Annotated in this window: 21 protein-coding genes; 15 read left to right on the forward strand and 6 right to left on the reverse strand. The window is 38.4% G+C overall.

Annotation, left to right across the window (positions count from 1 at the left end; all coding sequences use genetic code 11):
- The first annotated feature begins 477 nt into the window (after window positions 1-477).
- From lacA to HT688_RS01570, 10 genes are all read left to right on the forward strand, one after another.
- Complete coding sequence (gene lacA, locus HT688_RS01525; protein WP_000029273.1) at window positions 478-903, forward strand: galactose-6-phosphate isomerase subunit LacA; 426 nt, start codon at window positions 478-480, stop codon at window positions 901-903.
- Window positions 904-1,051: 148 nt separating this feature from the next.
- Window positions 1,052-1,567: a galactose-6-phosphate isomerase subunit LacB gene (gene lacB, locus HT688_RS01530; protein ID WP_001216906.1), complete on the forward strand. Its 516-nt coding sequence runs from the start codon at window positions 1,052-1,054 to the stop codon at window positions 1,565-1,567.
- 10 nt (window positions 1,568-1,577) lie between these two features.
- Window positions 1,578-2,507: a tagatose-6-phosphate kinase gene (locus HT688_RS01535; RefSeq protein ID WP_138700800.1), complete on the forward strand. Its 930-nt coding sequence runs from the start codon at window positions 1,578-1,580 to the stop codon at window positions 2,505-2,507.
- Window position 2,508: 1 nt separating this feature from the next.
- Window positions 2,509-3,489 carry a tagatose-bisphosphate aldolase gene (gene lacD / locus HT688_RS01540; RefSeq protein ID WP_050208319.1) on the forward strand — a complete coding sequence of 327 codons (981 nt, stop codon included), beginning with the start codon at window positions 2,509-2,511 and terminating at the stop codon, window positions 3,487-3,489.
- Window positions 3,490-3,748: 259 nt separating this feature from the next.
- Window positions 3,749-4,366, forward strand: a complete 618-nt coding sequence (locus tag HT688_RS01545; RefSeq protein ID WP_171042139.1) for a hypothetical protein — start codon at window positions 3,749-3,751, stop codon at window positions 4,364-4,366.
- A 396-nt stretch (window positions 4,367-4,762) separates the two neighbouring features.
- A complete protein-coding gene (locus HT688_RS01550; protein ID WP_138700491.1) occupies window positions 4,763-5,599 on the forward strand; it encodes a PRD domain-containing protein in 837 nt (278 codons plus the stop codon).
- Window positions 5,600-5,634: 35 nt separating this feature from the next.
- Window positions 5,635-5,952 carry a PTS lactose/cellobiose transporter subunit IIA gene (locus HT688_RS01555; RefSeq protein ID WP_138700492.1) on the forward strand — a complete coding sequence of 106 codons (318 nt, stop codon included), beginning with the start codon at window positions 5,635-5,637 and terminating at the stop codon, window positions 5,950-5,952.
- A complete protein-coding gene (locus tag HT688_RS01560; protein ID WP_138700493.1) occupies window positions 5,952-7,643 on the forward strand; it encodes a lactose-specific PTS transporter subunit EIIC in 1,692 nt (563 codons plus the stop codon). The genes HT688_RS01555 and HT688_RS01560 overlap by 1 nt, the downstream gene beginning before the upstream one ends.
- A 339-nt stretch (window positions 7,644-7,982) precedes the next feature.
- On the forward strand, window positions 7,983-9,389 hold the full coding sequence (gene lacG / locus HT688_RS01565; protein WP_138700494.1) for a 6-phospho-beta-galactosidase: 1,407 nt from the start codon (window positions 7,983-7,985) through the stop codon (window positions 9,387-9,389).
- Window positions 9,390-9,431: 42 nt separating this feature from the next.
- A complete protein-coding gene (locus HT688_RS01570) occupies window positions 9,432-9,689 on the forward strand; it encodes a DUF3884 family protein (RefSeq protein ID WP_023941219.1) in 258 nt (85 codons plus the stop codon).
- Between the two features lie 282 nt (window positions 9,690-9,971).
- Here the strand turns inward: HT688_RS01570 and HT688_RS01575 are convergent, their stop codons facing one another.
- From HT688_RS01575 to nrdH, 4 genes are all read right to left on the reverse strand, one after another.
- Complete coding sequence (locus HT688_RS01575; protein WP_000917605.1) at window positions 9,972-10,733, reverse strand: DeoR/GlpR family DNA-binding transcription regulator; 762 nt, start codon at window positions 10,731-10,733, stop codon at window positions 9,972-9,974.
- Window positions 10,734-10,914: 181 nt separating this feature from the next.
- Window positions 10,915-11,877 (reverse strand): class 1b ribonucleoside-diphosphate reductase subunit beta, encoded by a 963-nt coding sequence (gene nrdF / locus HT688_RS01580; protein ID WP_000451369.1) that lies wholly within the window; start codon window positions 11,875-11,877, stop codon window positions 10,915-10,917.
- 187 nt (window positions 11,878-12,064) lie between these two features.
- A complete protein-coding gene (nrdE, locus tag HT688_RS01585) occupies window positions 12,065-14,224 on the reverse strand; it encodes a class 1b ribonucleoside-diphosphate reductase subunit alpha (RefSeq protein ID WP_172923486.1) in 2,160 nt (719 codons plus the stop codon).
- An 80-nt stretch (window positions 14,225-14,304) separates the two neighbouring features.
- A complete protein-coding gene (gene nrdH, locus HT688_RS01590; protein WP_172923487.1) occupies window positions 14,305-14,523 on the reverse strand; it encodes a glutaredoxin-like protein NrdH in 219 nt (72 codons plus the stop codon).
- Window positions 14,524-14,873: 350 nt separating this feature from the next.
- Between nrdH and HT688_RS01595 the strand changes: the two genes are divergently transcribed.
- Both HT688_RS01595 and ptsP read left to right on the forward strand, forming a co-directional pair.
- Complete coding sequence (locus HT688_RS01595) at window positions 14,874-15,137, forward strand: phosphocarrier protein HPr (RefSeq protein ID WP_000146947.1); 264 nt, start codon at window positions 14,874-14,876, stop codon at window positions 15,135-15,137.
- 5 nt (window positions 15,138-15,142) lie between these two features.
- Window positions 15,143-16,876, forward strand: coding sequence for a phosphoenolpyruvate--protein phosphotransferase (gene ptsP, locus HT688_RS01600; RefSeq protein ID WP_172923488.1), 1,734 nt, complete (start codon window positions 15,143-15,145; stop codon window positions 16,874-16,876).
- Between the two features lie 233 nt (window positions 16,877-17,109).
- Here the strand turns inward: ptsP and dhaQ are convergent, their stop codons facing one another.
- Both dhaQ and dhaS read right to left on the reverse strand, forming a co-directional pair.
- Entirely contained in the window at window positions 17,110-18,099 is a 990-nt protein-coding gene (gene dhaQ, locus HT688_RS01605) for a DhaKLM operon coactivator DhaQ (RefSeq protein ID WP_172923489.1), read from the reverse strand.
- Complete coding sequence (gene dhaS, locus HT688_RS01610; protein ID WP_050261952.1) at window positions 18,096-18,626, reverse strand: dihydroxyacetone kinase transcriptional activator DhaS; 531 nt, start codon at window positions 18,624-18,626, stop codon at window positions 18,096-18,098. Before dhaS ends, dhaQ begins: the two co-directional genes overlap by 4 nt.
- 152 nt (window positions 18,627-18,778) lie before the next feature.
- Here dhaS and dhaK point away from each other — a divergent pair, with 152 nt between their 5' ends.
- The 3 genes from dhaK to dhaM are packed head-to-tail and all read left to right on the forward strand — an operon-like array spanning window position 18,779 to window position 20,739.
- A complete protein-coding gene (gene dhaK, locus HT688_RS01615) occupies window positions 18,779-19,768 on the forward strand; it encodes a dihydroxyacetone kinase subunit DhaK (RefSeq protein WP_054388123.1) in 990 nt (329 codons plus the stop codon).
- 21 nt (window positions 19,769-19,789) lie between these two features.
- Window positions 19,790-20,365, forward strand: coding sequence for a dihydroxyacetone kinase subunit DhaL (dhaL, locus tag HT688_RS01620; RefSeq protein ID WP_172923490.1), 576 nt, complete (start codon window positions 19,790-19,792; stop codon window positions 20,363-20,365).
- Window positions 20,365-20,739 carry a dihydroxyacetone kinase phosphoryl donor subunit DhaM gene (gene dhaM / locus HT688_RS01625; RefSeq protein WP_000534742.1) on the forward strand — a complete coding sequence of 125 codons (375 nt, stop codon included), beginning with the start codon at window positions 20,365-20,367 and terminating at the stop codon, window positions 20,737-20,739. Before dhaL ends, dhaM begins: the two co-directional genes overlap by 1 nt.
- Window positions 20,740-20,826: the final 87 nt, after the last annotated feature.

Raw genomic sequence — 20,826 nt, forward strand, 5'->3', positions numbered from 1 at the left:
TGGGAGGTAGTTTTTCACCTGCTTCCTTATTTTATCGCCATTATTTAACCACTTAGACGTAAGCGCGTCATAACAAGGTATCTATCATTCATGGAAGACCTCCTGTATACTATTAGTAAAGTAAAACTATTGGAGGATATTTAAATGCCACAACCTATTGTTCCTGTAGAGATTCCACAATCTCGTCCTTTTGATTCTAAAAAGAGAAATGACATTCTGCTTAAAATTCAGCAGAAAATCATTTAGAAGATAAGAAGAATGTTCGTCTCTTAGAAGCCAATCAGGTTGAAGAATTAGGGTTTGAGATAGAAGTTTTATAAAAAATCAAAAAAATAAACAACAAAAACAAACATAAACTATTGACTTTTTCAAACAATAGTAGTATATTATGTTTGTGAGGACTAATTGACTGTTTCTTAAAGACAGCCAATACACTGCTGGAATCCAGCCTAGAAAAAATAAAAAGGAGTATACAATATGTCTATTGTTATCGGTGCAGATGCTGCAGGTTTGAGATTGAAAGAAGTGGTGAAAGACTTCTTAGAAAAAGAAAACTTCCACCTTGTGGATGTTACAGCTGAAGGTCAAGACTTTGTTGATGTGACTCTCGCTGTTGCTGCAGAAGTAAACAAAGAAGAACAAAACCTTGGTATCGTGATTGATGCTTATGGAGCTGGTCCATTTATGGTCGCAACTAAGATCAAAGGAATGGTTGCTGCAGAAGTTTCTGACGAACGTTCAGCTTATATGACTCGTGGCCACAACAACTCACGTATGATCACTATGGGAGCACAACTTGTTGGTGATGAATTGGCTAAAAATATCGCTAAAGGATTTGTTAACGGTCAATACGACGGTGGACGTCATCAAATCCGTGTCGACATGTTGAATAAAATGTGCTAATACTCTTCAAAAATCAAGATAATCTGTTGTCAGCTCACTTTAGCTAACCTCAGTTATGCTTGCAGCTCGCTTCCTAAGCTAATCTTGATTTTTCTTGAGTAGGGATAAATGATATTAGATTTATATAATTAATCGGAGGGAATAACTAATGAGAATTGCAATTGGATGTGACCACATCGTAACAGATGAAAAAATGGCGGTTTCAGAATTTTTGAAATCAAAAGGATATGAAGTCATTGACTTTGGTACCTATGACCATACACGTACTCACTACCCAATCTTTGGTAAAAAAGTAGGGGAAGCAGTAACTAGTGGTCAAGCTGATCTCGGGGTATGTATCTGTGGTACTGGTGTTGGTATCAACAACGCTGTAAATAAAGTTCCAGGTATTCGTTCTGCCTTGGTTCGTGATATGACAACAGCCCTTTATGCTAAAGAGCAATTGAACGCCAACGTTATCGGTTTTGGTGGTAAGATTACTGGTGAATTGCTTATGTGTGATATCATCGAAGCTTTCATTCATGCTGAATACAAACCATCTGAAGAAAACAAAAAATTGATTGCGAAAATTGAACACCTTGAAAGTCACAATGCTCAACAAACAGACGCAAACTTCTTCACTGAATTCCTTGAAAAATGGGATCGCGGAGAATACCACGACTAAGAGGTAAACTATGATTTTAACAGTTACAATGAACCCATCCATTGATATTTCCTATCCCTTGGATGAGTTAAAGATTGATACTGTCAATCGTGTGGTGGATGTAACCAAAACGGCTGGTGGTAAGGGGCTCAATGTTACCCGAGTACTTTCAGAATTTGGGGATTCTGTTCTTGCTACTGGTTTAGTAGGTGGCAAACTTGGTGAGTTTTTGGTTGAACATATCGATGATCAAGTAAAGAAAGATTTCTTCTCAATTCAGGGAGAAACTCGGAACTGTATTGCTATTCTCCACGGAGACAACCAAACAGAAGTTCTTGAAAAAGGTCCTGAAGTATTGGAACAAGAAGGTCAAGACTTTTTGAAACATTTCAAAAAACTCTTGGAATCAGTTGAAGTAGTAGCCATATCGGGTAGTCTGCCAGCTGGTCTTCCAGTTGATTACTATGCGAGCTTGGTAGAACTTGCTAATCAAGCTGGCAAGCCTGTTGTCTTGGACTGCTCTGGTGCAGCACTTCAGGCGGTTCTTGAATCACCACATAAACCAACAGTCATCAAACCAAATAATGAGGAATTATCTCAACTTCTAGGAAGAGAAGTTTCTGAGGATTTGGATGAATTAAAAGAAGTCCTTCAGGAACCTTTGTTTGCAGGTATTGAATGGATTATTGTTTCACTTGGTGCCAACGGTACTTTTGCCAAACATGGTGACACTTTCTACAAGGTAGATATTCCTAGAATTCAGGTGGTAAATCCTGTTGGATCTGGAGATTCTACTGTGGCAGGAATTTCTTCAGGACTTCTTCACAAAAAATCGGATGCAGAATTACTCATCAAGGCAAATGTCCTTGGTATGCTCAATGCTCAAGAAAAAATGACTGGTCATGTCAACATGGCCAACTATCAAGCTCTATATGATCAATTAATAGTAAAAGAGGTATAAAATGGCTTTAACAGAACAAAAACGTGTACGCTTAGAAAAACTTTCTGATGAAAATGGTATCATCTCAGCTCTTGCATTTGACCAACGTGGTGCTTTGAAACGCCTCATGGCTCAACACCAAACAGAAGAACCAACAGTGGCTCAAATGGAAGAACTTAAAGTTTTGGTAGCAGATGAATTGACTAAATACGCTTCATCTATGCTTCTTGACCCTGAGTATGGACTTCCAGCAACTAAAGCTCTTGATGAAAAAGCTGGTCTTCTCCTTGCTTATGAAAAAACAGGTTATGACACAACAAGCACAAAACGCTTGCCAGACTGCTTGGATGTTTGGTCTGCAAAACGTATTAAAGAAGAAGGTGCAGATGCAGTTAAATTCTTGCTTTACTATGATGTAGATAGCTCAGACGAACTCAACCAAGAAAAACAAGCCTACATCGAACGCATCGGTTCTGAGTGTGTGGCTGAAGATATTCCATTCTTCCTTGAAATCCTTGCTTACGATGAAAAAATTGCTGATGCAGCTTCTGTAGAATACGCAAAAGTAAAACCACACAAAGTTATTGGTGCTATGAAAGTCTTCTCAGACCCACGTTTTAACATTGATGTCTTGAAAGTTGAAGTTCCTGTTAACATTAAATATGTTGAAGGTTTCGCTGAAGGTGAAGTAGTTTATACACGTGAAGAAGCAGCAGCTTTCTTCAAAGCTCAAGATGAAGCAACTAACTTGCCATACATCTACTTGAGTGCTGGTGTATCAGCTAAACTCTTCCAAGATACTCTTGTATTTGCCCATGAATCAGGTGCAAACTTCAATGGTGTTCTTTGTGGCCGTGCTACATGGGCTGGATCAGTTGAAGCATACATCAAAGATGGTGAAGCAGCAGCTCGTGAATGGCTTCGCACAACTGGTTTTGAAAACATTGACGAACTCAACAAAGTTCTTCAAACAACAGCAACTTCATGGAAAGAACGCGTGTAAGCAAGTCCTCCTAGGTTAGGAACATGAATCTAAAAAAATTTTAAAAAAAGTTGTATGTAAAGATTCACAAAATAACTTACTTGTGCTATACTTAAATCACAAGTTAATATGAATTAGAAAGTAACTAGATGAAGTATAATAAAAATAAGGTATAGTTTATTTTACGAGCTAGGAAGGAATAATACGGAAACAATATTGCCAGAATAAACTATATTTAGACGCACATTTCAATTCGTTGTTTTATAAAAGGAGAAGATAAATGGCTACTAAAAAGAGTTTTAAAGCGTTAGTTGTAGGACTAGGTATTGTTTCAATATTCTCATCAGCCTTACCTATGGTTAGTCATTCTGTATTTGCAGATAGTACCCTAACTAGAGTAGATAAAGCAAATGATATTGTTTTGAATGTTGATGGGAATAAATTTTATAATGTTTCGGTTTCAGAAGATATTGTAAATGCTGGTCAAATTTTGGAAGATTATTTTTATGTAGATAAATTTGGAAATATAAATTTAAAAGGTACTCCTGAAGAGCTAGCAAAAAATATTGGTATTTCTGTACAAGAAGCAAGTTTGATGTATGAAGCTGTAAAAGAGTTGCCTAACGTTTACGAAAGAGGTCCTGTAGGTTTTCGTTTCAATCTTGGTCCTCAAGTGAGGGGGATGGGTGGCTGGGCTGCTGGAGCTTTCGCTACTGGATATGCTGGATGGCATTTAAAACAATTTGCGGTTAATCCTGTTACGGCTGGGTTTGTTGCTGTAATAAGTGGTGCGATTGGCTGGGCTGTAAAAACTGCTGTAGAAAATTATTGGACAGTTGCTGTAGCTACAGTAGAGGTGCCATTTGTAAACCTTGTTTACACCATAGATTTACCTTAAAGGTTATTTCTTTATGAATAGTTCGTTTAAAAAAATAACCGTATTTTGTTTTATAGTTTCTTGTGTTCTTTGTTTATTAGATTTAATGAATTTTAAAAATGTAGCTACTTTTTTATTTTTCTGTCTTCCTGTTTTTGTTTTGATTTACAAAAATAAATAAAAACAGATCCTCTGTTTGATGAATTTTAGAACATAGTTAAGTTTAAAAAAAGTTGTATGTAAAGGTTTACAAAATAACTTACTTGTGCTATACTTAAATCACAAGTTAATACAAGGTGAGTGTTACTAAGTAATATTAGGCATGATCACAGGTGAATTAGAAATCGACTGATTTTCTAGTTCATTTGTGGTCATTTTTTATACTCATATACCTTTAAAATATAAAAGGAGGTTGACATGTATCGAATTCTAAATCCCATGAATCACAATGTCTCGCTTGTCAGAAATGATAAAGGAGAAGAAGTGATTGTAATTGGTAAGGGGATTGCATTCGGAAAGAAGAAGGGGGATTTGATTGCTGAACATCAGGTTGAGAAAATCTTTCGGATGAAGACCGAGGAGTCCAGAGAAAACTTTATGGCTCTCCTCAAAGATGTTCCGCTTGATTTTATCACCGTGACCTATGAAATCATTGATAAGCTATCAAAGAAATATCATTATCCGATTCAAGAGTATCTCTACGTAACCTTGACAGATCATATTTACTGTTCTTACCAAGCTCTAGCACAAGGAAGGTACAAGGATAGTAATCTGCCAGATATTTCTACTAAGTATCCTGTCGCTTTTCAAATCGCAAATGAAGCATTTGAAATTTACCGTCAGAAACTAGCGGATCATTTTCCTGAGGACGAAATTATTCGGATTGCTTATCATTTCATCAATGCCGAAGGCGAGAATGAAGTAGAAGTAGTTAAGTCTATTGATAAGAGGAAAGAAATTCTCAGGAATGTTGAAGAAGTTTTAAAGGACTATGCAATTCAACGAACCAAAGAGAATACCCATTTCTATGATCGCTTTATGATACATTTGAATTATTTCTTGGATTATTTAGACAGATCTAGAGATGATAACCAATCACTTCTGGATATGGAAGACCATATCAAGCAATCCTATCCAAAAGCCTTCGAGATTGGTTCCAAGATCTATGATGTGATTACGCAACATACGGGTCTTGATTTGTATAAAAGTGAACGAGTTTATCTAGTTCTACATATCCAACGTTTATTGTCATAAAAATTTATTTAAAATTATATAAGGAGAATTCTATCATGAATAGAGAAGAAGTAACATTGTTAGGTTTTGAAATCGTAGCCTATGCTGGCGATGCTCGTTCAAAACTATTGGAAGCTTTAAAGGCTGCTGAAGCTGGTGATTTTGCAAAAGCCGATAACCTAGTTGAGGAAGCTGGCAGCTGTATCGCTGAGGCTCACCACGCGCAAACAAGTCTATTGACTAAGGAAGCAGCTGGCGAGGATTTGGCTTATAGTGTAACCATGATGCATGGCCAAGACCACTTGATGACAACCATCTTGTTAAAAGATTTGATGCACCATTTAATCGAACTTTATAAGAGAGGAGTTAAGTAATGAACAAACTAATTGCATTTATCGAGAAAGGAAAGCCTTTCTTTGAAAAACTATCTCGTAATATCTATCTTCGTGCTATTCGTGATGGTTTTATTGCTGGTATGCCTGTTATTCTCTTCTCAAGTATCTTTATCTTGATTGCCTTTGTACCAAACTCATGGGGCTTTAAATGGTCTGATGAAGTTGTAGCCTTTCTGATGAAACCTTACAGCTATTCAATGGGAATTCTGGCACTCTTGGTAGCTGGTACAACAGCTAAGTCATTGACCGATTCAGTAAACCGTAGCATGGAGAAAACCAATCAAATCAACTATATGTCAACATTGTTGGCAGCAATTGTTGGTTTGTTGATGTTGGCAGCTGATCCTATCGAAAATGGTCTAGCTACTGGATTCTTGGGGACAAAAGGTTTGCTTTCAGCCTTCCTTGCTGCCTTTGTTACCGTAGCAATCTATAAGGTTTGTGTTAAGAACAACATTACTATTCGTATGCCTGACGAAGTTCCGCCAAATATCTCACAAGTCTTTAAAGATGTGATTCCATTCACTCTATCTGTTGTTTCTCTTTATGCTCTTGATTTATTAGCTCGTCATTTTGTTGGTGCAAGCGTAGCTGAATCAATCGGTAAATTCTTTGCACCGTTATTCTCTGCAGCTGATGGCTATCTTGGTATTACCATTATCTTTGGTGCCTTTGCCTTCTTCTGGTTTGTTGGTATCCATGGTCCATCTATCGTTGAACCAGCAATCGCAGCGATTACCTATGCCAATGCCGAAGTCAACTTGAACCTTCTCCAACAAGGTATGCACGCTGACAAGATTCTTACTTCTGGTACACAAATGTTTATCGTTACCATGGGTGGTACTGGTGCGACACTGGTTGTTCCATTCATGTTCATGTGGTTGACAAAATCAAAACGTAACCGTGCAATCGGACGTGCTTCAGTAGTTCCTACCTTCTTCGGTGTAAATGAACCAATCTTGTTTGGTGCACCACTTGTATTGAACCCAATCTTCTTCATTCCATTTATCTTTGCTCCAATCGCAAACGTTTGGATCTTCAAATTCTTTATTGAAACTCTTGGAATGAACTCATTTACTGCTAATCTACCATGGACAACTCCAGCTCCACTAGGTCTAGTTCTTGGTACTAACTTCCAAGTTCTATCATTCATTCTTGCTGCCCTTCTAATCGTGGTTGACGTTGTCATTTACTATCCATTCCTTAAGGTCTATGATGAACAAATTCTTGAAGAAGAGCGTTCAGGTAAATCTAATGATGAATTGAAAGAAAAAGTTGCTGCAAACTTCAACACTGCAAAAGCGGATGCTATTCTTGAAAAAGCGGGTGTAGAAGCAGCACAAAATACCATCACTGAAGAAACAAATATCCTCGTTCTCTGTGCAGGTGGAGGGACAAGTGGACTCCTTGCAAATGCTTTGAACAAGGCTGCTGCAGAATATAATGTTCCTGTGAAAGCAGCAGCAGGTGGCTATGGTGCTCACCGTGAAATGTTGCCAGAGTTTGATTTGGTTATCCTTGCCCCTCAAGTTGCTTCAAACTTTGAAGATATGAAAGCAGAAACAGATAAACTCGATATTAAACTTGCCAAGACAGAAGGCGCTCAATACATCAAATTAACTCGTGATGGAAAAGGTGCTCTTGCATTCGTACAAGCTCAATTCGATTAAGGCTAGGGACTCTGAAATAGTCTCCTATCGTTACGGAAATCGCTATGGCGAATTTCCTAATCGCCTTGTTAATTCGTCGGTAAAAAGATATCGTTTTTACCTCCTCATGTCACAATTCGATTAAGGCTAGGAACTGTGAAACAGTCTCCTCTCGTTACGGAAATCGCTATGGCGAATTTTCCTAATCGCCTTGTTAATTCGTCGGTGAAAAGATATCGTTTTTACCTCCTCATGTCACAATTCGGTGACTTGGTACAAGAAGTGAGATGGAGAAGGATGGCTCACTGACTCCTCTCCTCTCACTTTTACTTTATTTAAATCAAGAAATAGGTGAAAAAAATGACAAAAACATTACCAAAAGACTTTATTTTTGGTGGCGCAACTGCTGCCTATCAAGCAGAAGGTGCTACACATACTGATGGAAAAGGCCCAGTTGCGTGGGATAAATATCTTGAAGATAACTACTGGTACACTGCAGAACCAGCCAGTGATTTTTACAATCGATATCCAGTTGACCTCAAACTGGCAGAAGAGTATGGTGTCAATGGCATTCGAATTTCTATTGCCTGGTCACGTATTTTCCCGACTGGTTACGGTCAAGTAAATGCTAAAGGTGTTGAGTTTTATCATAATTTATTTGCAGAGTGTCACAAACGTCACGTTGAGCCTTTTGTAACTCTTCATCACTTTGACACGCCAGAAGCTCTCCACTCAAATGGAGACTTCTTAAACCGTGAAAATATTGAACACTTTGTAGACTACGCGACCTTCTGTTTTGAAGAATTTCCAGAAGTAAATTATTGGACAACCTTTAATGAAATCGGGCCAATTGGTGATGGTCAATACTTGGTTGGGAAATTCCCTCCAGGTATTCAGTACGACCTTGCCAAAGTTTTCCAATCGCACCACAATATGATGGTTTCTCATGCGCGTGCAGTCAAGCTATATAAAGATAAAGGCTATAAAGGTGAAATTGGTGTTGTTCATGCCCTGCCAACTAAGTATCCTTTGGATCCTAAAAATCCTGCAGATGTTATTGCGGCAGAGTTGGAGGACATTATCCATAACAAATTTATCTTGGATGCAACTTATCTGGGTCACTACTCTGAAAAGACTCTGGCAGGGGTAGAGGCTATCTTGGCTGCCAATGGTGGAAAGCTTGACTTGCGTGACGAAGATTTCGAAGTATTAGAAGCCGCAAAAGACTTGAATGACTTCCTTGGAATCAATTACTATATGAGTGACTGGATGGAAGCCTTTGATGGAGAAACTGAAATTATCCATAATGGTAAGGGTGAGAAAGGAAGTTCTAAATACCAAATCAAAGGTGTTGGTCGTCGTGTAGCTCCTGATTATGTACCACGTACGGATTGGGATTGGATTATCTACCCTCAAGGTTTGTATGATCAAATCATGCGCGTGAAGAAAGATTATCCCAACTATAAGAAGATTTACATCACTGAAAATGGACTTGGTTATAAAGATGAGTTCGTTGATAACACTGTTTACGATGATGGCCGTATTGATTATGTCAAACAACACTTGGAAGTCTTGTCTGATGCTATTGCTGATGGTGCAAACGTCAAAGGATACTTCATCTGGTCATTAATGGATGTCTTCTCATGGTCAAACGGTTATGAAAAACGTTACGGTCTTTTCTATGTAGACTTTGAAACTCAAGAACGTTATCCGAAGAAATCAGCTCACTGGTACAAGAAACTAGCGGAAACTCAGATTATAGACTAGTAGATTTAGTCATTAGATATAGTATTTTAGTGAGGCAAAAAGATGTTCAAAGATTTTATTCAATCAATTTATGAAAAAGTTTATATTATCAATTTTGATAAATGTTCTCAAATACCTTGTTTGACGAATGAAGAACTGAAAAGCCTTGGGAAATGGTATGTCTCGACCGGTAAAGAATGGATTTGTCATTCAGATTATGAGCTGGAAGAATTCAAAAATCTATTTTTAAATTTTATCAATCCTGAAGAATGGAATACTATCTCCTTTGATTCAGATTTTATGCCGTTTCAACAATCGTAACTAATTTCCAAAAAAGTTAAATCTCGTATTTAGTACGTTGCAAAACTCTTATCTAATCACGTTGCTTATACTCAATGAAAATCAAAGAGCAACTTTAAACTAGAAAGCGAGTCGCAGGTTTCTCAATGCATAGCTTTGAGGTTGCAGATAAAGCAATTGGGCAAAAAGTCTTTGATACAGAAAAACGCATAATATCAGGTGTTGAAAACCTTGATACTATGCGTTTTATTGTGGGAAGATTTACTTCTGAAATTGAGTTGTTACCCAGAATCTTTCAGTTGATTAAGGCTTGATGACTTTAGTAAGTTTAGATAGCTCAAAAAGGATTGAATCACTTAGTTTAGAATCTGAAACAATAGTATCAAGATTTGATACATTATAAAAAGTATAAAAATCAAACTTATTGAACTTACTATGATCTGCGAGTAAATATTTTTTATTAGAATTATTTAAAGCGATGCGTTGAGCCTCTCCCTCTTCCTCGCTAAAAGTAGCTAGAGCTCCGTTTTGAATACCATTACAGCTAACGAAAGCTTTAGAAAATTGGAGATTAGAGAGATTTTGTAGGGTCAATGTGCCAACAAAAGCACCTGTAATATCGCGATAATTTCCACCTATCAAAATCAAATCTGTTAATTTTCGTTCGCTTAAAATCAGAAAAACAGGTAGACTGTTGGTCACGACGCGGATATTGTCAATAGGCAATTCACGCGCAAAAAATTCTAATGTTGTTCCTGGTCCAATGAAAATAGTTTCTCTTTCTTCTACTAGACTGCCTGCAAAACGGGCTATTTCTTGTTTTTCTGCCGTTTGGAGGGCTTGTTTTTCAATATTTGATCGCTCATTAGTCAAAAGGGAGTTGGTTCGAAGTTTTTCAGCTCCACCATGCACACGAATCAGCAAATCTTTATCAGCTAATTCCTGTAAATAGCGCCTTGCAGTCATATCTGAAACGGCTATTTCATCCATAATCTGTTTAACCGTTATGGTTCCTTTACTATTTACTGTCTCTAAAATTTTGGTTAATTTTTCTTGTTTGAGCATATTATCACCTCGTTTCCTACTACTATCTTACCATAAACTAGCTCATCATTCAAATACAAAAACAACAAAATAAAACAAAAACAAAAATATCGAGGCTTATTTTCAAAACTTTCGATATTTTTATTAGGTTATTATTTTGTTGTTTCTAGTTTACTTTTTGATGATTGAGAGTGGTGGAGTATTAGTCCAAACCGTAGTTGTAGTCATCGTCTTGCATGGCTTCAACTTCACCAAGGAGGTAACCATTTCCGACTTGAGAGAAGAAGTCGTGGTTGGAAGTTCCTGTTGAAATACCGTTCATAACGATTGGGTTGACATCTTCAGCTGAATCTGGGAAAAGTGGATCTTGTCCCATGTTCATGAGAGCTTTATTGGCATTGTAGCGAAGGAAGGTTTTAACCTCTTCAGTCCAACCAACACCGTCATAAAGACTCTCTGTGTAGCCTTCTTCATTTTCATAAAGAGTATAGAGTAGGTCGTACATCCATTCTTTGAGTTTTTCTTGCTCTTCTTCAGGCAATTCATTGAAACCAAGTTGGAATTTGTAACCAATGTAGGTTCCGTGAACAGACTCGTCACGAATAATCAATTTAATGATTTCTGCAACGTTGGCTAGTTTGTTGTTACCGAGATAGTAGAGGGGAGTGAAGAAACCAGAGTAGAAGAGGAAGGTTTCGAGGAAGACGCTGGCAACTTTCTTTTCAAGTGGGCTGCCGTTTAGGTAGATTTCGTTGACAATCTCAGCCTTCTTTTGTAGGTAAGGATTGGTATTGGTCCATTCGAAAATTTCTTCAATCTCAGCCTTAGTATTCAAGGTAGAAAAGATTGATGAGTAAGATTTAGCGTGGACAGATTCCATAAATTGGATGTTATTGAAAACAGCTTCCTCATGTGGTGTACGGATGTCTGCGCGAAGGGCTTGAACCCCAGTTTCAGATTGCATAGTGTCAAGAAGGGTTAAACCACCAAAAACTTTTCCGACCAAGTCTTTCTCTTTGTTAGATAGCTTTCTCCAGTCATCCAAGTCGTTTGATAAGGGAATACGTGTATCGAGCCAAAATTGCTCCGTCAGTTTTTCCCAAGTTGATTTGTCGATGACATCTTCGATGGCATTCCAGTTAATGGCTTTGTAGTAAGTTTCCATTTAAAATCTCTTTCTGTGTTTAGTATTGCGAACTCACAATTATTTCTACTTTACCATAATTCTATAGGAGTATCGCACAAAAAGTCGGAAGCCCGACTTTTAAAATGTTACATAAATTATGTTATGACATAGTAGATTTGATTTTATCAGTGCTGCTTAGGGAAAAATAATGTTTCTATGCTAGAAACTAAATCACACAGCTTTCACATTGGTTGGCGCCGACTTCTCCACCGTCATCTGTAAAGGTACGGACGTAGTAGATAGACTTGATTCCCTTGTTAAAGGCATAGTTACGAAGGATGGACAAGTCACGTGTCGTTTGTTTATTTTCCCTCTTCCATTCGTAAAGTCCTTTTGGAATATCGCTACGCATGAAGAGAGTGAGTGAAAGTCCTTGGTCCACATGCTCAGTTGCAGCAGCGTAAACATCAATCACCTTACGCATATCCATGTCGTAGGCAGAAGTGTAGTAAGGAATGGTTTCTGTTGACAAGCCAGCAGCAGGATAGTAGATTTTACCGATTTTCTTTTCTTGGCGTTCTTCGATACGTTGCGTAATCGGGTGGATAGAAGCAGAAACGTCATTGATGTAACTGATAGAACCATTTGGCGCTACAGCAAGGCGGTTTTGGTGGTAAAGACCATCTGCTTGAACCTTGTCGCGAAGTTCAGCCCAGTCAGCAGCACTAGGGATAAAGACATCTTTGAAAAGTTCTTTAACACGGTCTGATTTTGGAACAAACTCGCCAGTCACATACTTGTCGAAGTAGCTTCCCTTAGCATAGTCTGATTTTTTAAAGTTATGGAAGGTAATACCACGTTCTCGCGCGATATTGTTTGACTCAACCAAGGTCCAGTAGTTCATAAGCATGAAGTAGATGCTTGTAAATTCAACAGACTCAGGCGATCCATATTCAATGAGTTGTTGGGCAAGGTAGCTGTGAAGTCCCATGGCACCAAGTCCAAAGGTGTGGGCTTGGCTATTTCCATGGTCAATCGTAGGTACAGCCACAATGTGTGAACTATCTGTAACGAAAGTAAGGGCACGAACCATAGCACGGATAGAACGACCAAAGTTAGGTGAAGTCATCATGTTGACTACGTTGGTTGAACCAAGGTTACATGAAACGTCCGTTCCCATTTGAAGGAATTCTTGAGCATCGTTGATCAAGCTTGGTTCTTGAACTTGAAGAATCTCAGAACACAAGTTACTCATGATAATCTTTCCATCAACAGGATTTGCACGGTTAGCCGTATCAATGTTGACGACATAAGGATAACCAGACTCTTGTTGCAATTTAGAGATTTCAGTTTCCAAATCACGAGCCTTGATTTTTGTCTTGCGAATATTTGGATTTGCGACCAATTCATCGTATTTTTCAGTAATGTCGATGTAGTTGAATGGCACACCGTATTCTTTTTCTACAGAGTAAGGGCTGAAGAGGTACATTTCTTCATTTTTACGCGCCAATTCGTAGAATTTATCTGGTACTACAACACCAAGTGAAAGGGTCTTAACACGAACTTTTTCATCGGCGTTTTCTTTCTTAGTTGAAAGGAAGGCGATGATGTCTGGGTGAAAGACGTTGAGGTAGACAACACCGGCACCTTGACGTTGCCCCAATTGGTTGGAGTAAGAGAAGCTGTCTTCAAAAAGCTTCATAACTGGAACGACCCCAGAAGCTGCTCCTTCATACCCTTTAATAGGAGAACCAGCTTCACGAAGGTTGCTGAGGGTAATTCCCACACCACCACCAATACGTGAAAGTTGAAGAGCCGAGTTGATAGAACGTCCGATAGAGTTCATATCATCAGTTACTTGGATCAGGAAGCAAGATACTAACTCCCCACGGCGAGCACGTCCAGCATTCAAGAAGGAAGGAGTAGCAGGTTGGTAGCGTTGGTGGATGATTTCATTGGCAATATCGATTGCAACAGCTTCATTCCCATCAGCGAAATAAAGGGCGTTAAAGAAGACACGGTCTTCCATGCTTTCAAGATAGTATTCACCGTCGTTAGTTTTCAAAGCATATTGATTGTAAAATTTATAAGCTGCCATGAAAGACTTGAATTGGAAATTTTGGTCTTTGATAAATTGAGCCAATTCTTCCAAGAACTCTGGACGGTATTTCTTGATAAAGGCTGTTTCGATGTAGTTGTGGTCAATGAGGTAGTTGATTTTATCTTTAATTGAATCAAAAACCATAGTGTTTGGAACGACATTTTCTTTAAAGAAGGCATCCAAGGCTTCCTTATCTTTATGAAGCATGATTTGTCCATTGACAGGACGGTTGATTTCGTTATTGAGACGGAAGTAAGTCACGTCTTCAAGATGTTTTAATCCCATAAAATTTCCCTTATCTAATTACAAAAGAAAGGCCTCTAAGTTAGCCCTAGAAGCAGTTTCTTCTGGATGATGTACTAAGATTATGCTAATTGTTTCAGTTTTCCTGGTTGGAAACCTGAAAAGACTTCAGTTGGTGTTTGGATAACAGGAGCTGCGCTAAAACCGAGCTCTTTAACTTGATCGATGTACTCAGGTTGCTCATCAAGATTGATTTCACGATAAGAGACATTATTACTGTCCAAGAAACGTTTGGTCATCTTACATTGGACACAGTTGTTTTTAGAATAAACGATTACCATTGTGTAACTCCTCTTCAAAATTTAATACTATCCTAGTATATCAGAAAATAAAATTTTGTCAATGATTTGAACTAAATATAGTGGTCTGTTTTTCTAGTCAAGCTCACAAAACACAATATGTAGTGTTTGTTTTATAAAACAGCAATAATTATCCTATAAATTGTTTTTGAAGAAACTATATCCTGTGTTTTGTTATCTAGGATAGAAGATTTTCAGCAAGTTATCTGAAAGGAAATTGAAGGAAAATCCAGAAAATGCTTGAAAAAAATCCTAGAAGATGGTATAATACCAAACTGTAAGGGTTATCACATATAACTCAAAAAAAGAAAGAACAAAAGGAGAGTCAAACTATGGCTTCTAAAGATTTCCACGTAGTGGCAGAAACAGGTATTCACGCACGTCCAGCAACATTGTTGGTGCAAACTGCTAGCAAATTTGCTTCAGATATCACTCTTGAATACAAAGGTAAATCAGTTAACCTTAAATCAATTATGGGTGTTATGAGTCTTGGTGTTGGCCAAGGTGCTGACGTAACTATCTCAGCTGAAGGTGCAGATGCAGATGACGCCATCGCTGCAATCTCAGAAACAATGGAAAAAGAAGGATTGGCATAAGGGAAATGACAGAAATGCTTAAAGGAATCGCAGCATCTGACGGTGTTGCAGTTGCAAAAGCATATCTACTCGTTCAACCGGATTTGTCATTCGAGACTGTTTCAGTCGAAGATACAAACGCAGAAGAGGCTCGTTTGGATGTTGCTCTTGAAGCTTCTCAAAACGAGCTTTCTCTTATCCGCGAGAAAGCTGTAGGTACGCTTGGTGAAGAAGCGGCTCAAGTTTTTGACGCTCATTTGATGGTTCTTTCTGACCCAGAATTGATTGGTCAGATTAAAGAAACAATTCGTGCTAAGAAAGTCAATGCAGAAGCAGGTCTGAAAGAAGTGACTGATATGTTCATCACTATCTTTGAAGGCATGGAAGACAACCCATACATGCAAGAACGTGCAGCGGATATCCGCGACGTGACAAAACGTGTATTGGCAAACCTTCTTGGTAAGAAATTGCCAAACCCAGCTTCTATCAATGAAGAAGTAATCGTGATTGCACATGACTTAACACCATCTGATACAGCTCAATTGGACAAAAACTTTGTAAAAGCTTTTGTAACAAACATCGGTGGACGTACAAGCCACTCAGCTATCATGGCACGTACACTTGAAATTGCAGCTGTATTGGGAACAAATAACATCACTGAAATCGTCAAAGACGGTGATATCCTTGCCGTTAACGGAATTACTGGTGAAGTGATTATCAACCCAACAGATGAACAAGCGGCAGAATTTAAAGCAGCTAGTGAAGCTTATGCTAAACAAAAAGCTGAATGGGCACTTTTGAAAGATGCTCAAACAGTGACTGCTGACGGTAAACACTTCGAGTTGGCAGCTAACATCGGTACTCCAAAAGACGTTGAAGGTGTTAACAACAACGGTGCAGAAGCTGTTGGACTTTACCGTACAGAGTTCTTGTACATGGATTCTCAAGACTTCCCAACAGAAGATGAGCAGTATGAAGCGTATAAGGCTGTTCTTGAGGGAATGAATGGTAAACCAGTGGTTGTTCGTACAATGGATATTGGTGGAGATAAGGAACTTCCTTACTTCGATATGCCACACGAAATGAACCCATTCCTTGGATTCCGTGCCCTTCGTATCTCTATTTCTGAAACTGGAGATGCAATGTTCCGTACACAAATCCGTGCCCTTCTTCGTGCTTCTGTTCATGGTCAATTGCGTATCATGTTCCCAATGGTTGCCCTCTTGAAAGAATTCCGTGCAGCTAAAGCAGTTTATGAAGAAGAAAAAACAAATCTTCTTGCTGAAGGAGTTGCAGTTGCGGATGACATCCAAGTTGGTATCATGATTGAAATTCCTGCAGCAGCTATGCTTGCAGACCAATTTGCAAAAGAAGTTGACTTCTTCTCAATTGGTACAAATGACTTGATCCAATACACAATGGCGGCAGACCGTATGAACGAACAAGTTTCATACCTTTACCAACCATATAACCCATCAATCCTTCGCTTGATCAACAACGTTATCAAGGCAGCTCACGCTGAAGGTAAATGGGCTGGTATGTGTGGTGAGATGGCTGGTGACCAAACAGCTGTTCCACTGCTTGTCGGAATGGGCTTGGATGAGTTCTCTATGTCAGCAACATCTGTACTTCGTACACGCAGCTTGATGAAGAAACTCTACACAGCTAAGATGGAAGAGTACGCAAACCGTGCCCTTACAGAATGCTCAACAATGGAAGAAGTTCTTGAACTTCAAAAAGAATACGTTAATTTTGATTAATGTGATTAACCTTGTAACCTAGTTGCAAGGTTTTTTGGGCGCATTTTGGAAAAGTATGGTCTAATACTCTTTCAAAATCTCTTCAAACCACGTCAGCGTCGCCTTAACGTAGATATGCTCACTGACTTCGTCAGTCTNNCTAGTTTCCTAGTTTGCTCCTTGATTTTCATTGAGTATAAGATAAAAGCAAAGGTCTAACAAGTGATGTAGCCCTTTTGAGTTATACAAGCAAATTACCATGAAAAAGCTGTTGTTGGAGCATTGAGCGCTTCTAACCATTGTTTATTTTTCGCAGGGCAAAGAGTTACGGATATACCTGCCATATCCAGACTGGTCATAAATGTTCCTGATTTTATAAATGTAATAGTGATTCCTTCAATTTCTAAGAGTTGAAGGAGATCATTGATAAATATACCCATTTCTAAGTTGCTGGTAGTGCCTAGATTATTTACAAGCAATATAAATTGATCACCCTTTTTCCAATGATAGTGCAATCTTAATTTACTTATAATTTCATTTGCAAGGATTTCCGATGATTGGAATGGGACTATACGATAGCCTTCTTCGCCATGTATCCCAATACCATAAGAAATATTTCCTTCTTCCAAGTTAAATAGTGGAAGGGTGGCTTGGGGGAGACTAGCCGATTTCGTTGCAAAGCCAATTGTTGCGATTTCGGTAGCAAGTTCATAACCTAAATCAGTTAGTTGCTCGATGTCAGCACCGTTCTGAGCCGCATATCCTAGGATTTTATGAAGTAAAATAGTCCCTGCAAGCCCCCTTCCTCTAATTTGAAATCTATTGTGAGCTTCAATAGAAATATCGTCGTGTGCTAGACTATAGCCGACCTTAATTCCTTCTTGTCTAGCAGTATTAATGGCCCAGCTAAATTCTTTGATGTCTGCTTCGAAATTTTTTACAATGATGAAGACACCGTGACCATTGTTTAAAAAACGAATGGACTCTAAGATTTCAGTTCTTGTAGGAGGAGTAAATAATTGGCCATAGATAGCAGCAGTAAGCATTCCTTCTCCCACATATCCAATATGCGCAGGTTCGTGGCCGGAACCTCCACCCGACAATATTGGAACCTGATGGGGATTACGATTTTTTTGATAGACTAATGGTAAGGTAGGGTGTTTTTCTAATTCGAGATGACTGCTGACAGTTGCCGAAATGTAACTTGAAATAATTTTCTGTTTATGATTTGAAATAAATGTCATTGTGGTCTCTTTCCAATAATTGTCATGATTAGAAAGTCTGGTTGTGGAACTGGACTTTTTTTATTAACGTAAACCTTCACGATTTCTGCTAGAGCATGTGAATGATAGTCTAACAAAAAACAAGTATAAGCAGATGAATCAATATCAATCTGACCATATTCTCTTAAAATTTTTGATACAAGCAAGCGACAGTAGCTGATAAAGTGGTCATAGAAGTTATTTTGCCCTTGAATATCAAAAAGTTGAATATAAAAATCACGCTCTTGTTCGAAATAAAGAAATAATTCTTGTAATAGTTTTTGGCCTGAAATGAAGTCCAAGTTATTGGTGATATACTCGGTTAAGTCAGTTTCAAATATCCAGTCTAGCAGTTCATATTTGTCAAGAAAATGATTGTAAAAGGTCTGTCTACGAATGCCAGCTGATTCCATGATATCTACAATGGAGATTTTATCAAATTCTCTAGTAGCTAATAGGTCTCTAAATGCCTTGGCAATCCGTTTTTTTGTAATGAGTGATGATGCCATAGGAAGCCTTTCTTTTACTTACTTCATTTTACCAAAAAATGTTTGAAACGGGTTTAAAAGGGGACAAATAATAGAATCTGTCCCTTATCATCCAGCAATAAAAAGTATATAATGAAATCGAAAACAAAGGTAGATGCCGAAAGGAGTTTCTCATGAAAAAAATTATAAATGAACAGACACAAGTTGTTGATGAAATGTTGCAGGGGTTGTCATTCATGCATGATGACTTGGTTCAACGCTTAGATGGTTTTGATGTTATCGTTAGAAAGGCAGAAAAGACAGGAAAAGTTGGACTCATTTCAGGTGGAGGTTCAGGACATGAACCCAGTCATGCTGGATTTGTAGGAGATGGAATGTTGTCTGCTGCCATTTGTGGAGCAGTCTTCACTTCACCTACTCCGGATCAAATTTTAGAAGCCATTAAGGCGGCTGATGAAGGTGCTGGAGTTTTCATGGTCATCAAGAACTATTCTGGTGACATTATGAACTTTGAAATTGCACAAGAACTTGCTGAAATGGAAGGTATTGATGTAGCAAGTGTTGTGGTTGATGATGATATCGCTGTTGAAAATAGTCTCTATACCCAAGGCCGTCGAGGTGTTGCAGGTACTATATTAGTCCATAAAATTTTGGGGGCTGCAGCTCGTTCTGGTAAATCATTATCTGAAATGAAGGACTTGGCCGACAAACTTGTCTTAGAAATTAAAACAATTGGATTAGCTCTATCTGGCGCTACTGTTCCAGAAGTTGGGAAACCAGGATTTGTTCTAGAAGATGATGAATTTGAATATGGAGTTGGTATTCACGGTGAGCCTGGATATAAAAAAGAGAAAATGCGACCTTCAGCACAATTGGCTTCAGAATTGGTTGAAAAATTATCTGAAGGTTTCCAACTTAAAGCTGGTGAACGCTATGGGCTTCTCATCAATGGTTTAGGAAGCACACCACTTATGGAGCAATACGTATTTGCAAATGATGTGGCTAAATTACTCCATGAAAAAGGTGTTGAGTTGGCATTTAAGAAAATTGGAAACTATATGACTTCAATCGATATGGCTGGCTTATCATTAACATTGATTCGATTGGCAGATGATGAGTGGTTGAATGCTCTAAATGCACCTGTTACTACACCAGCTTGGTAAAATTCAAGGAGGAAATGTCGTATGAATGCTGAACAAGCTCTTGAATGGATGAAACTTTTTAATGAAAAGATTCAAGAACAGAAAGATTATCTTAGTGAGCTAGACACTCCTATAGGAGATGGAGACCACGGTGGAAACATGGCGCGTGGAATGGCTGCAGTTATGGAAAATTTAGAAGGAAAGCAATTTGAAACCAGCAGTGATGTGTTTAAACTTGTCTCAATGCAACTACTAAGTAAGGTAGGAGGTGCTTCTGGTCCCTTGTATGGCTCTGCTTTTATGGGCATGGCCAAGGCTGACTCTAATTCGAAAATAGAGGAAATCTTACAAAGCGGTTTGGATATGATTGTCAAACGTGGGAAAGCAGAAGTTGGAGAAAAGACAATGGTTGATGTTTGGACTCCTGTTATTGCTGCTTTGTCTGCTGGTCAATTGACTCAAGAGGTTATTGATAAGGTAGTGAATGCTACCAAAGATTTACTTGCAACTAAAGGAAGGGCGTCTTATGTAGGAGAACGTTCTCTTGGACATATTGATCCTGGATCATTCTCATCAGGATTACTCTTTACTGCTTTTTTAGAAACTGGGGTGGTTTAATGGGAAGTATTGGTCTTGTTATCGTTTCACATTCCAAAAACATTGCAGAAGGTGTCGTTGAACTGATTAGTGAAGTAGCTAAAGATGTTCCAATTACTTATGTAGGAGGAACCGAAGATGGAGGAATTGGAACTAGTTTTGATCAAGTAGATAGGATTGTTTCCGAAAATCCAGCAGATACCTTATTAGCCTTTTTTGACCTGGGTTCTGCTAAAATGAACTTAGAAATGGTGGCTGATTTCAGTGATAAAAGTATCATCATCAATAGGGTTCCAATTGTAGAAGGTGCTTATACTGCAGCTGCTCTTCTTCAGGCTGGTGCAGAACTGTCAGTTATTCAAACACAGTTGTCTGAGCTTGAAATCAATAAATAAGGAATTTTACTATAACACTTTTTATAGGTGGGCTATTGATTATCTCAACTATCAAATTTTAAGTAAATAAAAAGGGATTGCTTTGGG

The sequence above is a fragment of the Streptococcus sp. 1559 genome (genome assembly GCF_013276735.1).
Classification (GTDB): domain Bacteria; phylum Bacillota; class Bacilli; order Lactobacillales; family Streptococcaceae; genus Streptococcus; species Streptococcus pseudopneumoniae.